This window comes from Stieleria marina (assembly GCA_007741555.1).
Classification (GTDB): Bacteria; Planctomycetota; Planctomycetia; order Pirellulales; family Pirellulaceae; genus K23-9.
This window is the reverse complement of record CP036526.1, coordinates 1,281,747-1,297,595: the sequence shown is the minus strand read 5'-3', so window position 1 is coordinate 1,297,595 and position 15,849 is coordinate 1,281,747. Positions and strand designations below refer to the sequence as shown.

Below are 15,849 nucleotides of genomic sequence, written 5' to 3'. Positions count from 1 at the left end.
TTCTGCCATGTCGAATCTCCGCCAAGCTTCATTCGTCGTTCTTTTTGTCGCGACCTTCTGTTCGCAGCATGCACTGGCCGAACGCCCCAACGTAGTTGTCATTATGAGTGATGACCAAGGAGGTGGCGACTATGGCTTTGTCGGCAATGAGATTATTCGCACGCCACAACTGGATGCGATGCATGATCGCAGTGGTTACTTGAGCAACTTTTACGTGAGCCCGGTTTGTGCCCCCACGCGAGCCAGTCTGATGACCGGCCGATACAACTATCGAACTCGCTGCGTCGACACGTACGTCGGTCGTGCGATGATGGACACCAATGAAATCACAATGGCGGAGTTCCTGCGCGACGCTGGCTACCGCACAGGCATCTACGGCAAGTGGCATATGGGTGACAACTATCCGCTCCGAGCCATGGACCAGGGATTTCAAGACAGTCTGGTTCATCGCGGTGGCGGAATCGGACAACCATCGGATCCGATTGGCGCCGAAGGAAAGTACACCAACCCAACGCTATTGAAGAACGGCGATGAAGTTCAGATGAAGGGCTACTGCACCGACATCTATTTCGATGCAGCGATGGAATTCATCGGCGAAAGCGTGGGACGTGGCGAGAACTTCTTCACCTACATCGCGACCAACGCTCCGCACGGACCATTTCATGACGTCCCACCCAAGCTCTACGAAGAATACCGAAATGTCGATTTCACGCCGATCTTGGTCAATAAAATCCCAGAGAAGCGAAAGCAAAAGGAGTTCGACAAACTTGCCCGCATCGCCGCCATGATTACTAACATCGACGAAAACGTCGGGCGGCTTTTTGAGAAGCTTGATCAACTTGGAATCGGCCAAAACACGATCGTCATCTACCTCAATGACAATGGCCCCAACACCATGCGATTCGTCGGTGACATGCGGGGCATGAAAACACACGTCGACAACGGAGGCATCCGCTCACCGCTGCTGTTCCATTGGCCAGCGAAAGTGTCTCAAGACCAAACCTCGGCGGCAATGTGCGCTCACATCGACATCCTGCCAACGATCCTAGATGCGTGCGAAGTCGACGTTCCGCCAGGAGTCCAATTGGATGGTCGGAGCTTCCTGCCTTTGCTGACGCAAGACCAAGCAACGTGGGCAAAACGGCAGTTAGTTTTTCAGTCACATCGCGGCAACGTGCCACAACTTTTCAATCATTTCGCATTGCACGAAGAAAACTGGAAACTGGTGCATCCAAGCGGTTTCGGCACGGAAAAACTAGACGGCCCGCCGAAGTTACAACTGTATGATCTAAGCCAAGATCCACGTCAGAAGAAGGACCTTGCCGCCAGTCATCCCAAGGTCGTAGAGCGTTTGAGCAATGCCTACAAAACGTGGTTCACCGATGTCAGTTCCAGTCGGCCGGACAACTACGCAGCTCCAAGAATTGTGATCGGAACCGAACACGAACCGGTCACGGTACTGACCCGTCAAGATTGGCGACACTCGCAAGGGAGACCTTGGGCGGCAGGCTCCAACGGATTCTGGCTCTTGGAAAACCCCGAAGCCGGAAACTACACGATTGAGATCATCCTTGCCTCCGACGATTCTTCGTCAGGGAAAGCAACAATCAAGATTGGTGACGTCACTTCCACGATTCCGATCACGGCAAAGCAGCAACGCGGTCACACGGCGAGTGTCAAAATTGATGAAGGCGAGTTAAAACTTTCAATCGACCTGGACTTCGGCGGTCAGGTTCAAGGCCCCCACCAAGTTGTCCTAACCCGTAACTAAACTTGACCTCTTGGTAGCTACAGCGTGGACGGTTCTCTCCTTCAAACTTCTTCGTATCGGCTTGCTGATCAGGCAGCCTGCTTCGACTCGTCAGCGATTAGGAGTTGGCTTTGGTGCGGGCGTTTGGAAAAAACGAATCACGCGTCGTCGGTCCAAGATTGCACAACACAAATCGACTGCCTTTGTGAGTCAGCTTGCCGTTGAAGTCGCTCAGCTTAGCGATTGCGTCGGCGTTGAAGGTTTCGACTCCCTCAAAGTCCAACACGGCACGACTACCGTTGGTCAACAGGTCAGCCAAGTCGGCAAGATCGCGTCCGAGATCGTTTGCAAAGTCAAGTTCGACATCGCTGCCAGAATCTGAATCGACGTCTGCCCTTGGCTTGAACGTTACGTGTGCCACACCAGTTGGCCGAATCTGAACATCAAGTTGTCGAAACCTCCACAAATCAGGGTCAAGCGAATAGGTGTTGATGCGAGCTGACTTTGATGCCAACGCGTCGTTGGCTTCCTGCAAGAAGTCATATATCTGAAAGCTTCGATGACGTATTCTTGGCATCTTGTGTCCTAACTATTTACTTTCGTAACGAAATTTGGTCTGTATTCAGAGTGAAACAGACGGCGAAAGTCAGCGATGCGATGCCCCTGATTCAGCATGCGGCTGAAAGAGGGAACCTGGCTGACAAGCGTTCGGTCGAATCGACCGTAAAAAAGAACGAGCGGGTTACTAGAGTCGAAAAAGCTCAACTCTCTTCGGAGCAAATTCTATAAGCGTCGCAGTTGCCTGCCCAAACGCCTTATCCATCACTCAGTTCTCATTCAGCCAACATAACGCATATTCGCTTCCCACCGACGCAGAAACTGAACGAATTGAAGGGGCAACCGACTTTAGCTCGCAATACACGGGATCAAAACGCCTATCGCCATGTGTCGAATACGCAGGCGGCTGAGTTCGCTCCATTGAATTGACCTAACAAATGCGGCGATTCTTGCTAAGCTTTCCTTTGTGAAGATCTCGCGAAGGCTTCTTTCTGCCAATCAAAGCGGCGTTTTCAAGGCAGCGTCGAAAGACGATGCCTGAGCATTCTTCACATCGATTGCTGAACGTTCGGTCAAATTCTCGCATGGAAATCCCAAGGCGATTCCCGCTGTGGGTTTGATCAAGAGCTTGCGTTTTTTCAGACGCAAGCTATCTGGCGGTGCTCTCGCACCCCGAGCCACCTTCCATCGGTGGCGCGCTGCTGGTTCATCATCCGCGGCGTTTCGATGATTGGCTTTGGCTGCCTCTTTGCCAACGAACCACTCTCACCATCCTGTCGCGGCACAACCTGTTGTTTGGTTGTACAAGACAGATCGATGTGAAACGCGCTGCGATGACACGCAACCCCTGCCGGTGTGTCAACGAGCCAGGCGTTCTGCGTCCTGACATCGAACACTGGCATGCTACCGACACCGGCAAAATCCTCCTATCGTTGAACGCAGGTTCAACTGAAAGCATCGTGCACATGATTCAGCCAAGGAACTCTTCAGACTGCAAAGCTAACACGTCGATTAGCACAGCCGTCCTGCTTGCTGCCGGCACAGGCAGCAGGCTCAAACCTCTTACCGACGACGCTCCCAAATGCTTGTCAGAAGTAAGCGGCGTTTCAATTCTGCAGCGACTGATTCAATCGCTGTGCGAACATGATTTTAAACGACTGGTAATTGTCGTTGGATACTTGGATCACCGAGTTCGAGAATTCCTAGACGATAGCAATGACGAAATTGATATTGAACTCGTCATTAATCCGCGCTACGCGACCACAAACAATCTCTATTCACTCTGGCTGGCCCGGCAGACGATCGACGAGCCGTGCCTGTTGCTTGAAAGTGATGTGGTATTTGATTCAAAGCTACTGCTGGAAATGTTGCATCCTGACCGGATGGCCGTTTCGCGAATGCTGCCTTGGATGAATGGAACAACCGTCACGGTTGATACTGCGCAACATGTCACGGCATTCCAGTTTGCTGGTGCGAAAGCCTTCGGCGAAATCATGCACAAGACCGTCAACATGTACAGTTTTTCCAGAGAAACTTGGCGACGGTTTATGCAGCGACTTTCGTCTCATGTCACGGCGGGACGCGTCAACGAATACTACGAAACGGTACTTGCGGAAATGCTTGGTGACGGAAGCATCATGATGGACGCCGTACCATTCGACAAAGGTCGCTGGTACGAAATCGACACGTTAGAAGACCTGCAAAAGGCAGAGTTGATGTTTCCAGCGGAACTCTCCGCCGAAATCATCAACACGCCACTGACGGTTTCACGAATGACATTTCCGCCTCACCTGAACTAAGTGAAATCGCATTGCAAACACCACTCCAACTGGTTCGTCAAAACCTGGCGAACGTTGCGTCGATACTGGGGGTCCTGCCCGTTTGCCTGTTGTTTGGCAGCACCGGTGAGATGTACCTATTCCCGCTGATCATCTTCTGCAATGTAATGGACGATCTGGATGGAATTTTGGCCAAGCTGCTAAATATTGGCAGTGAATTTGGAGCTCGCCTTGATAACGTTTGCGACGCTATATCGCACAGCGTGATCTTGATGTTCGTGGGCATGGCATTTGGCAGCATCTGCACGACCGCAGCGCTCATTGCCGTCGCAGTCGTGATACTACGTAGTGTTTCTCGGCTGGATCCGGCTACCAAGCCAGGGACGGGCTCACCGACCAATGAGTTGGTGCGTCATGTGTTTTTTATTCTTTTGCTCAGTGAGCAGTTTGCTTTCGATGCATCCCCCTATTTGATCGTTGCATTCGCACTCAATGCAATCACCATGATCCTGCCGTGGAAGCTGCGATTCATGATCCGCGGCTTGACCAAATCGGCTGTTGCAATTGGTCTGGTCAATGTTGCATTGCTGGTCGCCTGGCTAGTACCAAACACCTTGCTCTTTCTCGCAGCCGCTTTCATTGGTACTTACTTGTATTCATTTGGATGGGCACTGTTGTCGCATTTTCGACCGACAGTCCACTCAGAACCTCAGTAGCAAACGATTTCAGAATGCAGATTCCCCCTTCCGCACTTGCCGCCGGTACGCTGGCGGGGATCGTCTTGGAGTTTGTCACACGCGACGGCACGGACCACTCCGACGTAGACAAACGCGTGGCAAGTGTGATGCGACAGTTGAACAACGGCGAGGCCGAACTCCATTTCGATCCTGAATCGAAAACTTGCAACATCATTCGCGTGTAGATCTAGTGCAGCTAACTTTTGAAAATTAGTCACCGCGAGCATCGATCGCGATCAAAACAACTGCCACGCCTTGGATTCGATCTCTTTTTTTAGCGCCACGTCGTTGGCCCTTGCGAGCAAATCGTAGTAGGCGTAGGGATACTTAAAGACGTGGCCGATCCCCAGCGTCTTATCGCCACGCCTTTTCCAATACTCGGTGTCACTGGGCCGCAGTTTGCTGAACTGGTGATCCTTGATCTTGCGATCGCCAGGCTGCGGGCCCATTCGAGTTACGCTGACGTATTTTCGGAAAGCCGTTCGGCAACTCTCTGCCCACTCGACATCGCCCATCGCAGCCATCTCTACCAGCGACTGCCCAAACGTCAGCATGTGACCGGCGAACCCTTGCCCAAAACCCTTGAAGCGGTCGATCGAATCACTCGCCTCTTTCAAGATAAATTCCGAGGCGGCAACCTCATCGCTGAAAGGCGGCGGAACCACGTCGTCATCTGGCTTGACGTCACGCCACGGCTTGATCGCCCGAATCAAATTGCAAACTCCCTCAACCCGCTGCGGTGTCGCTGCCTCGGGCAGCATCCGAAACGCCTTGATTGCGTGCATCGCAAAAATCGCATCGTGCCCCACTTCACGCAAAACCCCGCTGCCACCAGCGAGCGTTTGACCGATCTTTTCCGTTGCGTCTGAGATCGGGGTTTGCGCGGGATATGGCTCGCAAATCTTCGACGGTGCCCAATTGCGATCAAATAGTTCCACGATCCGTGCAGAAGCCGCGTCGTCCAAGTGGTTGTCAACACACATCAGGTGCGCCGAAATCATCGCTGCACCGCGATGCCCATCCGCAAAATACTTCATCTCCGGGGCCCGCGCCAACGCATTGACGCCGAGCAAGACTAACCGCTTCTCAGTCAAACTTCTTTCGTCGGCGATCGCGGGAGACTTGTTTCCCACGAGCAGGCCTCCCACCAACGCCGAACTCCCGATCGCAAACCTGCGTCTGTCAACTTGCGCGTTCATCGGCTCCAGATCCTGTGTTGATGGAAAAACCTATTATCGCCTACATCCAAACCATAAACGACCGAAAAGTTCGCGATCTTTAGGGGATGCATCAACCAAATGCTCATCCACTATGGATGCGTCGATACAGAGCCAGAGAGGCATCCGCCATGCTAACTGGGGTGAATCGCTAACGCCCATTATACTTCACTTGCTGCCGGCTCAGGCGAATGTCTCTTCGAGTGCGAGTGGTCTACTTGAAGAGCCGCAGGGGCACGACGGAGCCGCATTCTTCAACACGGTAAGCGTTCGATGGGTCGTCCCTGGTAAGTCGATGAGTCACTTCAACGAGCGGTGACTGTTGACTCATAGCTACTAACACGGACTGCATCGTCGCCGCATCTAAAGTCGTCTGATCCGGGCTCGCCGCATCGATGGCTACGATCAGAATCGTGTCTCCGGCAGCTTCGAGTCGATTTTGCAAATAGCCTTTCACAAGTGGATAGGGCGTCAGCGCAAGTTCACTGTTTTCGCAAAACGCATCATAGGGCTGCTTGTCTGAAAAGCCGTAGATCGCGACACAGTTCTGCCCCGATTCAGATGGCAGCAATTCGGGAGCGATTCGCTCGGCGCGATCGAGCAGCACGTAGTTTGGAACTTCAACTGACTTAGCGTTCATCATGCATCCTTCGATGTGACGGGCGTGGACGGGTGGATTCGATCACTTGCCGTTCGCTGCGCAACTGACCTGCACGAAACGCATCGGCAATCGCAGCAGGCACTTTCGCCTCCACCAGTACGAACGCGGCGCGGTTCTCAGTGACTTTTGCCTTCATCTTCTGCTCTTCGGCAAGCGCTTCGGCTCGCCGAATTTCCGCCGACGCGCGAGCAATTCGGATGTCCGCGTCGGCTTGGTCTGACTGGAGGCGTGCTCCGATGTTTTCGCCGACATCAATATCAGCGATGTCGATCGACACGATCGTAAATGCGGTGTTGGCATCCAATCCGTGCGCCATAGCCCCCGCGGATATTTGCGATGGCATCTCAAGCACATCCATGTGCGATTTGGCTGAGCCGATGGCGGTAATGATCCCTTGCCCGACACGCGCAATGATCGTTTCCTCGGTCGCACCGCCGATCAACTGCGTCAAGTTAGTGCGGACAGTAACGCGTGCTCCGACCAGAAGCTCCACGCCATTCTTCGCAACCGCACTGAGAGTCGTTTTGCCGTCTTCCGCTTCTTTGGGACAGTGAATCACTCTGGGGGAGACACTGGTCTGGACAGCACGAAGCACATCGCGACCGGCTAAATCGATCGCACATGCACGATCGAAATCAAGATCGATATTGGCACGATGTGCAGCGATAATTGCTTTCACAACATTCGTGACATCTCCACCCGCCAAGGTATGAGCCTGCAAACGCGCAGTAGACATTCCGCTGTTTCCATCAATTGGCAACCCGGCCTGTCGCACCATGATTTTGCTGGTCACGATCATTCGCTGATCGATCCGCAAAAAGCTCATAGCAACCAAACTTGCCATGGAGACGTCGGCGTCGGACATGTACGCTTGAACCCAATAGGATCCCCATTTCGCAAACAATCCGATCAGAACCAAGCCGATCAGAATCGCGATGATCGCAACTCCGCCCATTGCCTGTCCCGCGGTTGGCAGCCAACTGCTTACCATCAGTTCCATCGCAACTGCCTCCTTCAAGGGGCAGACGTCTTCCTGCTTGTCGAGAGAACAACCGCTCTCGACACAGCCTTCTTTCACGCGGACGAAAGAGAAGCCCACGTATCAATGTCAGTGTGAATCTGACTTCATCAAGATCTCATGACGCATCACGTGTCAGAGTGATGCGAAGCCTTAACAAGCGTTTCAGAATTGAACAGGCCGGATGCACGTAGCTACCAGCTCAATCCTATTGATTTAACCTTCGCGACCCATTTTTGGGCATCTTTGGCGAAGGGGCCGAAATGCCATTGAGTCATTCAAATCGTAACTTTCGGCACACAGGATAAGAATTCTGGTACCGACTTAGAGTTTTGTTGTGAATCATCTACCACCGTTTTGCGAAATCGCGGCCGTCGCTTTTACGGCAACCACTTAATCGCACAACGTTGCGGACACGCAAACTTGTCTACCAACCACTGTAGGGCCATTCGATAGCGTGGCAATAGGAGCCCCCCTGCGATACGGGGCGTGGCAATCGCGTAGGCCTTAGAAAACGAGTAAAAAACTTGGAATCCCAGCCCACAATTCGCAAGCGATGGTGCTGTTTCGCAGCTGTCTAGATCACAAAAAAAACCGCCTCGTGATTCCATGGAGATAGAATCGCGAGACGGTCGGTTCTGGCAAGAACTGAACTGGAGTGAGCGAAGATTAACTGTTCGCTGCTTCGGCTGCTTCGCTGTCCTCAAAGTCTTCAGCCGCTTCGCTGCCTTCGGGAATTTCTTCCAACGGAGGACCAAAGCCGCCTTCGGACATGACCTTCGTCTTGATCTCTTCGGCGACGTCGGGGTTTTCGATCAGGAAGTTACGTGCTTTCTCTTTACCTTGGCCCAAGTAGGTTTCGCCGTACTTGAACCACGATCCGCTACGGTTGACCACGTTGTGGGTTGTTCCCAGGTCCAGCAAGTCGCCTTCGTAACTGATGCCGCAAGTGTGCATCATGTCAAACTCGGCCACACGGAAAGGAGGTGCGACTTTGTTCTTCACGATCTTGGCTTTGACACGCTGGCCGACTTGCTCTTCACCATCTTTCAACGCACCAATACGGCGAACATCGATTCGGCAGGAACAGTAGAACTTCAACGCACGTCCACCCGGTGTGGTTTCGGGACTACCGAACATCACGCCGACCTTCTCGCGAATTTGGTTGATAAAGATCACCGCACATTTGCTTTTGGCGATCGCACCGGTCAGCTTTCGCATCGACTGGCTCATCAGACGAGCTTGCAGACCAACGTGGCTGTCACCGATTTCGCCTTCCAATTCTCGCCTCGGTACCAAGGCCGCAACCGAGTCAATGATGATGACATCGACAGCGTTACTCTTGACCAACATTTCGCAAATTTGCATCCCCTCTTCGCCGCAGCTTGGTTGGCTAACCAAGAGCGTGTCCAATTCGACGCCCAACTTTTTGGCCCAGCTAGGATCAAACGCGTGCTCAGCATCGATGATGGCGGCGATGCCACCTTTCTTTTGAGCTTCGGCAGCACAATGCAGAGCCAAAGTTGTTTTACCGCTGGACTCAGGTCCAAAGATTTCGATGATTCGGCCGCGTGGAATTCCTTGACCGCCCAACGCCATGTCCAGGCTTAGGCTGCCAGTCGGGATGCCGTCGATGGAAAGCTTGTCCGACGCCCCCAAAGGCATGATGGCTCCATCGCCGAATGTTTTTTCGATCTGCTGAAGCGTGGTTTTCAAACCTGGCTCCAACGCCAAGACCGCCTTCATACCGGGATCCAACTTGACGCCCTTGGATTGTGCTGCGGTTGCTTTTTTTGCTTTGGCCATTCCCTTAAATCCTTGCTCTGATAACCGAATGAAGTTCACAATAGACCAGTGAATAAGTGCATCCTACCGGTCGTTTAGCAAACCAACAACCAAAACAATCTCGCTTGGTAAAGTGGAGAAGGAAGTTGTCGTTTGCTTGACACAACTAATATCCGTCCCAGGGGTGACACGTTTGGTCACCGACAAGGAAATACCGCGTTTTTGAAGCTCTTGGTAGCCTCCAAAGGTTCTGAGAGCACGCAAAGACGACTCAATCCGCAGAACCAGCGGATCGTCATTCATCACTTGCCGTCTCTGACCTCGCCGTCCCTGACCTCGCCGTCCCACGCGATTTGGATGCGTCCGGCTGGTTTTGACGAGCCAGCCAGATCACGCCAGCCAGATGTTGACGCGGCAAGCTGAAACTACGACGTCACGCCTTCGCGAATCAGCTGGATCAAGTCGGCCGTGTCCATCTTGGCGGCTCGATCAGTCCCGTCCAAAACCCCCGCGACCAATTCACGTTTGTCGGCATGCATTTCCAAGATTTGCTCCTCGATGGTCGCCTGGGCAACCAAGCGGTAAACCGTGACAGGACGCTCTTGGCCGATTCGGTGCGCTCGGTCGGTCGCCTGATCTTCCACAGCTGGATTCCACCAAGGATCCAAGTGAATCACGTAATCAGCCGCTGTGAGATTCAATCCCGTGCCACCTGCTTTGAGCGAAATCAGGAACAAGTCGCCTTCGCCATTTTGAAACGCGTCAACGCGCCGCTGGCGCTCTTTGGCGGGCGTCGATCCATCCAAATACTGATACTCGACACCACGTGCGTCCAATGCTTCGCGAACCACTCCCAGGTGTTTGACAAATTGACTGAACACCAACGCGCGGTGGTCTCCTTCGCGAAGCTCGTCGACCAAGTTCATCATCAAGTCCAACTTTGCTGAACTCTTGGACCACGCTCCATCGACCAAACGCGGGTGACACGCCAGTTGCCTTAGTCGCGTCAACCAAGCCAGCGTGCGCATTCTTTGCTCGCCCTGTTTTTCGTTGTCGACGACGCCGCTGAGTTCGGCGACCGCGGCCAAACGAGCATCTTCGTAAAGTTTGCGTTCCGGTTTGCTCAGCTGAGCCTGCAACTGGATTTCCGTTCGCGGCGGTAGCTCGCTCAGCACCTTGTCTTTGGTTCGTCGCAAGATAAATGGACGCACCAAACGAGCCAGTGACTGCCGACGTTCGTCATCTTTGTGACGTTCGATCGGATCGGCAAAGCGAGTTCGGAATCGTTCCCACGATCCGAGCAGCCCAGGGCTGAGCGTTCGCAACAGGCTCCACAATTCGCCCAAGTGATTTTCCAATGGCGTACCGGATAGCCCAATCCGCCAGTCGGCTTCGATTTTGCGAATCGCTTGCGACGTTTTCGTCTGTGAATTCTTGATGAACTGCGCTTCGTCCAAAACCAACGTTCCCCACTCACGTGATGCAAAGCGTTTCACGTCTCGCTGAACAAGCTGGTAACTAACGATAATCAAGTCACCCGGTTCAGCTGATTGAATCAGTTTATCCCGGTCACTGTCGCGATAAAGCTTGGCATTCAATTCGGGTGCGAATCGCTCTGTTTCACGAATCCAGTTCTCGCCTACACTGGTCGGCGCGATAACCAACGCGGGCCCTTTGTCTGCGCGATCCAACAAGACACCCAACGTCTGAACGGTTTTGCCAAGTCCCATGTCATCGGCCAAGATCCCGCCGACACCCCAGGTGCTTAGCCTGGCAAGCCATCGGTAGCCATCCAGCTGATAGTCACGCAGCGTCGCATCCAGAGCTTCTGGTTTCTCTGGAGTCCAATTTGAGAGCGATTCCAACCGTTCGATGGATTCATGCCATCGTGCGGTGGCTTCTAATCCCACGTCTTCACCAAGCAACTCCTGTACTGCCGGCACAGCCGCTTCGGCGACCTTTAGTGCGCCGCGGTCCAAGACGACAGCGTCACCGAGTTGCTCCAATCGTTTGCGAAACGCATCGCTGATCTTGGCAAACTCTCGATCACCCACCTGCACCAACGCGCGTTTATCGCGCACGGCGGCTAAGAGATCCGCCAACTTCACGTCGGTGCCTTCCAACGTCAACGTACCGGTCAGCCCGAACCAATCTTTGCGATCGTCGATATGAACCCGCAACGCGCCCGGCGTGATTTCTCCTCGAATCCGAATCGACTCGCCTTCGGGCCAAATCATACGCGGTGTTTCTTCGCCGCCCTGGTGCAATCGCGCCAGCAAATCCAATGCGGACTCGTCGGTTTCAGCGACCCAGCGGTAATCACCATCGGCAGACAACTGTGTGAACTGAAAGCGATCAACGACTGCATCAGCCTTGACTTTTTCATTGGCCAAATTGCGTTGCAAACGCACGGGACCATCGTCGGTTAGACAAGCGATAATGTCCGGTGATTTTCCCGGAACCAATTCGCTACGAAAGCGATCGTCGTGCATGACCAACGCAATGTGCAGCCCGGCACCAACGCGCGGACGCAGTTCAAACACCAACTCGGCTTCGACCGGCTCAATGGGGCCAGCCAATTGTTGCGGCAGATCGACCCGTACCAGTGAATCGACGCGAGCTGCTCCTACGGACAACTTCGCCGCTGTCTCGGCATCGAAAAGTGTTTCGTTTAGATCGGCTTTGACCAGATACTGAATCAACCGAGTCGCGCGTGGATTACGAAGCGTGCAAACTACCAGGCGATTGAATTTCATATCCGCCAAGACGACGACTGGTGAAACCGGGCTGCTGTACCCGAGCAAAACTTCGCACTCAGCCGGATCAATCTTGATACCCGAAACGCCAATGACGGGTCGAAAACGCGTCACGGTTTCGGAGCCGTCTTCGCTTTCGACATCGATTTCGACCGGTTCCAAATTAAGCGTCAGTTCGCCCGAGAGAACCGCCACGGCGGTCGATTCACGATCGTCCCAAGCCACGTTGGGATGTCCGGCCAACAATTGCAAAGCGCGATATTCAGTGAAGTGATCGCCATCGAAACTGTAACTGGGAGATGCGATCAGCCCCGCGATTTCGCCATCGACTTGGTTGCCGTGAAAATCGCGTTTCAATAAATCGTAGCTGCGAATCTCCTTGCCTTTGGTCCAACCCTTGCCATTCTTTCGCGGCTTCTGCTCATAAGCCACGATACTCAGCGGCGCGTAGTAGCGAGAATCCGAAAGCCCGACGCGCCACTGCAGCTGAGTCGTTTCGCCCGTTTCGACCTTGTTGGCTTCGTCGGCCAGTTTCAACACTTTGTCACAGACCTCGCGACCGACTGCGATGGTGTCGACTTCTAGCTCTTCAAAAAACTCAAAGACTTCGGTGATGCTGCGCCGCGTGAGTTGTTCTTGCAGCCACCAAGCCACCGCCAGCGTGTGCGAACAGGCAGCGTCACGGGTGAAATCATTGCACTGGCATGATGGCGTTGCTTTGAGGCTGACGTCCATCGGCGTGTAGTCAAAGTCCTCGCCGTCTTCGCCTCGCTCGGGCACAATCAGGACGGAGGCGACAACCGGTTTTTGGCGGTTGCCTTTGACTTTGAACTCAAAGAGGAGCTCGTCGTTATCGCGTTGAAAAACCGGCGATTCGACGCGCATCATCGCGGCTCGTTTGTCCAAGGACTCGTCGTGCGCATCGACCAGTCCTTTGGCTGCTTCGGCGATCAAAAGGCCAAATGCCGCAATTGCATCGTCGGAAGTCAATTCCATACTGCAGTTTTCCAGGTGTCGCGAGATCTTTGTTGCATCCAGTCGGGCGACTTCGTGGGACTTGCATCGCGTGCAATCCCCAGCGCAGCGCCAACCCGCTATTCTATCAACGTTGTGTTCGTTGACGATGGCACTTTGGGCAATCCGGCGAAATGCAGTCCGAAACCATCACTAACGGCTTCGAAGCCGACCTCGAAGTTTCTTACGGAGAAATAAATCACGATGCCGCAACTAACCGTTCAAGAAAATGGCAAAACCCTTGGCCAGTATGACGTCCCCCAAGGGAAACGCCTGACCCAGGCCCTGGTCCAAGACGCCGGGACGGACCAACTGCACGCTTGCGGCGGATTTTCCAAGTGCACCACGTGCCGCGTAAAGATCGTCGAAGGCGAACCGGACAAGATGACCGAAGCAGAAAAGGAAACTCTGCAGGCTCGCGAAGTAACCGAAGCCGGAGTCCGATTGAGTTGCCAAATCGCCTGTGAGTCCGACATGACTGTCGAACTCATCAGTCGCTTGGAGGGCAGCGGTCGCAAGGACCAAGGATCGCCGGTTGCTGATTCGATCCAACCGGAACCGGTTTGGACTACCAAATAGCATCACCAAAATAGACTCGCGACTGTCCCGCTAGATCGGCGGGGCCCTCTGCGGAACTGGAACCGTTTACAGTCGTCAACTGCCGACGGCACCGTGAGCGACCGGGTTGGTTTGTGGCTCGCGCTGCCGTGTTACCCACGCCGCCTTGCACTTGGGCTGCCGCGTTACTTACGCCGCCTTGCACTTTGCCTAGCCGTTACGACCGCACGTGACTTGATCAGGATGAGGGTTTTCCCTCATTGCATGGCGACACGGCACTGCCGAATCGACGAAACGTTTCTTGGGTACCAATGTACATCTCTCCAAGGACGGATTCGATGCGGGTGATCATAGGTTTTGCATGCGCAGTGGCTTTCGCGTTTACACAAGCCAATGCGGCGATCGTTTTCGAGGATGCTTTCAGTCTAGACCCAGGAGCCAATGGCTGGATCGAGGACTTGATCACTACGGGCGACGCGGTGGGCGAGATTTCTGATGTCGTCCGATTGACTGACACAGCCGCTATCTTCGACAAGACTGGCGGCACCGGACGCATTGAGTTCTCGATCACTCGGACTGTTAGCACGGTGGGGTTCCAGGACTTGATGGTTGACTTGCGCGCGTTTCAATCGGTCACCGATTTTGAGAACAACGATTTCCTGGCGCTGGAGTACGACAGCGGATCGGGATTTACGACGCTGATTAGCGATGCCCGGGTTTGGAACGGAGTCAATGACGCGGTAGGCGAAAGTTTGCCAACTCTGCCGCTGGGGAATACCGTTCCAACGTCAACGGGCTTGATCAGCTTACCCAGTTCGGCCGACGACAACGCGACGCTGCAGTTTCGCATCCGCGGCAGCACCAATGCCGCGGCAGAAGACTACTTCATCGACGACTTTCGTGTCGAAGGAAGTCTACTGGTATCCGCCGTGCCGGAGCCATCAGCGATGGGGTTACTCGCTTTTGCAGTCGGCGGCCTCGTCCTCCGAAGACGACGCTAGCGGAACCTAATTTATCGCCCCACGAACCACTGCTGCATCAGGCCGTCGAGCCAGCTGACCTTTCGCGGTCCGATGAAACCATTGTGCCCTCCACCGCGTGAAATCAGCAGCTGCGTCGATGGCGAAAAAGGCACCTCTGATTCTGTAAAACACGTGATCGGCACGATGGGATCGTCGTCAGCGGCGACGACCAAAGTCTTCACCGGATTGTCATTGACGACATGACACGCCGACGCGTCTTGGTAGTACTGCACGGCGCTAGCGTATCCACTGAGGGGCGCGGTCATCCGATCATCTAATTCGCGTAACGTGCGCGGTCGTGGACCTGCCAAGATTTCCTGGCAGTCAACCCGCTGACTGACTTGCTGGGGGATTCGAGCGAGCAGCTGCGCGATGAAATAGTGATTGTAGATTCGCCGGGACGGTCGCTGCATGTTTTCGCTGCAAGCCAACAAATTCAGCGGCGGAACAACAGCCGCGATGCGGTTAAGCCGACCAAACCAGTCTGGTTCGCGATCAATCCCGCTGCCAATGCGCCCCACGGCACGCAGCAACTGGTTTGCCCCCAAGGAAACGCCGATCGCATGCATGGGTCCTGACTGAGTGATCTGTGCCGCTGCGGCCAGTCCGGCGACCAAATCATCGCTTCGACCAGCATGGCTAAGCTGGCTGGCCAATGACCAAGCGGCACCGCAACCTCGCATGTCCATCCTAAAAACTCGCCAGCCGTTTTTCACAAACCGGTTCGCCAAACGAATCATGTAAGGGGATCCATGGCAGCCCGATAGTCCGTGAATCATCAACAGCGACGCGTGGCCGGGTCGCCAATTCACCGCTTGATTGTCTTGCAAAACGATTGAATCCCCGTCCGGCAACACCACCCGATGCTCCTGTGAATCAGGCGGTGCGGGTTCGGTTCGCCCCACCGAAAAGATGGTTTGTAGGTGACCGCCGCGAATCAACGCATGAGAATTGAATTTAGGCGGATCAAAAGGAAGCATGTTTCGGTGTAAGAT

14 protein-coding genes are annotated in these 15,849 nt (G+C 54.0%); 6 read left to right on the top strand and 8 right to left on the bottom strand.

What is annotated here, in order from left to right; all coding sequences use genetic code 11:
* Positions 1-7 precede the first annotated feature (7 nt).
* A complete protein-coding gene (locus K239x_RS04645) occupies positions 8-1,771 on the top strand; it encodes an arylsulfatase (RefSeq protein ID WP_145416471.1) in 1,764 nt (587 codons plus the stop codon).
* A 97-nt stretch (positions 1,772-1,868) separates the two neighbouring features.
* On the opposite strand, the gene K239x_RS04640 is transcribed toward K239x_RS04645, so the two are convergent.
* Entirely contained in the window at positions 1,869-2,327 is a 459-nt protein-coding gene (locus tag K239x_RS04640) for a hypothetical protein (protein WP_145416470.1), read from the bottom strand.
* An 814-nt stretch (positions 2,328-3,141) separates the two neighbouring features.
* Here K239x_RS04640 and K239x_RS04635 point away from each other — a divergent pair.
* The 3 genes from K239x_RS04635 to K239x_RS04625 are packed head-to-tail and all read left to right on the top strand — an operon-like array spanning position 3,142 to position 5,008.
* On the top strand, positions 3,142-4,107 hold the full coding sequence (locus K239x_RS04635) for a phosphocholine cytidylyltransferase family protein (RefSeq protein WP_419189673.1): 966 nt from the start codon (positions 3,142-3,144) through the stop codon (positions 4,105-4,107).
* 11 nt (positions 4,108-4,118) lie between these two features.
* A complete protein-coding gene (locus tag K239x_RS04630) occupies positions 4,119-4,802 on the top strand; it encodes a CDP-alcohol phosphatidyltransferase family protein (protein WP_145416469.1) in 684 nt (227 codons plus the stop codon).
* Positions 4,803-4,816: 14 nt separating this feature from the next.
* The gene (locus K239x_RS04625) at positions 4,817-5,008 is read left to right on the top strand and encodes a YheU family protein (protein WP_419189672.1); all 192 of its coding nucleotides are present in this window, start codon (positions 4,817-4,819) and stop codon (positions 5,006-5,008) included.
* A gap of 51 nt (positions 5,009-5,059) precedes the next feature.
* Here K239x_RS04625 and K239x_RS04620 read toward each other — a convergent pair whose 3' ends face one another.
* The 6 genes from K239x_RS04620 to K239x_RS04595 form a co-directional block, all read right to left on the bottom strand.
* A complete protein-coding gene (locus tag K239x_RS04620; RefSeq protein ID WP_145416467.1) occupies positions 5,060-6,022 on the bottom strand; it encodes a hypothetical protein in 963 nt (320 codons plus the stop codon).
* Positions 6,023-6,254: 232 nt separating this feature from the next.
* Positions 6,255-6,683 carry a hypothetical protein gene (locus K239x_RS04615; protein ID WP_145416466.1) on the bottom strand — a complete coding sequence of 143 codons (429 nt, stop codon included), beginning with the start codon at positions 6,681-6,683 and terminating at the stop codon, positions 6,255-6,257.
* Positions 6,670-7,692, bottom strand: a complete 1,023-nt coding sequence (gene floA / locus K239x_RS04610; protein ID WP_473163588.1) for a flotillin-like protein FloA — start codon at positions 7,690-7,692, stop codon at positions 6,670-6,672. The genes K239x_RS04615 and floA overlap by 14 nt, the downstream gene beginning before the upstream one ends.
* Positions 7,693-8,388: 696 nt before the next feature.
* Positions 8,389-9,525: a recombinase RecA gene (recA, locus tag K239x_RS04605; protein WP_145416464.1), complete on the bottom strand. Its 1,137-nt coding sequence runs from the start codon at positions 9,523-9,525 to the stop codon at positions 8,389-8,391.
* 63 nt (positions 9,526-9,588) lie between these two features.
* On the bottom strand, positions 9,589-9,807 hold the full coding sequence (locus tag K239x_RS04600; protein ID WP_145416463.1) for a hypothetical protein: 219 nt from the start codon (positions 9,805-9,807) through the stop codon (positions 9,589-9,591).
* A gap of 122 nt (positions 9,808-9,929) precedes the next feature.
* Positions 9,930-13,256, bottom strand: a complete 3,327-nt coding sequence (locus K239x_RS04595) for a DEAD/DEAH box helicase (RefSeq protein WP_145416462.1) — start codon at positions 13,254-13,256, stop codon at positions 9,930-9,932.
* 222 nt (positions 13,257-13,478) lie between these two features.
* On the opposite strand from K239x_RS04595, the gene K239x_RS04590 reads away from it, so the two are divergent.
* Both K239x_RS04590 and K239x_RS04585 read left to right on the top strand, forming a co-directional pair.
* Positions 13,479-13,853: a 2Fe-2S iron-sulfur cluster-binding protein gene (locus K239x_RS04590; protein WP_145416461.1), complete on the top strand. Its 375-nt coding sequence runs from the start codon at positions 13,479-13,481 to the stop codon at positions 13,851-13,853.
* A gap of 317 nt (positions 13,854-14,170) precedes the next feature.
* Positions 14,171-14,833, top strand: a complete 663-nt coding sequence (locus K239x_RS04585) for a PEP-CTERM sorting domain-containing protein (RefSeq protein ID WP_419189671.1) — start codon at positions 14,171-14,173, stop codon at positions 14,831-14,833.
* Between the two features lie 11 nt (positions 14,834-14,844).
* Here K239x_RS04585 and K239x_RS04580 read toward each other — a convergent pair whose 3' ends face one another.
* The gene (locus K239x_RS04580; protein WP_145416459.1) at positions 14,845-15,834 is read right to left on the bottom strand and encodes a YheT family hydrolase; all 990 of its coding nucleotides are present in this window, start codon (positions 15,832-15,834) and stop codon (positions 14,845-14,847) included.
* Between the last annotated feature and the right edge of the window lie 15 nt (positions 15,835-15,849).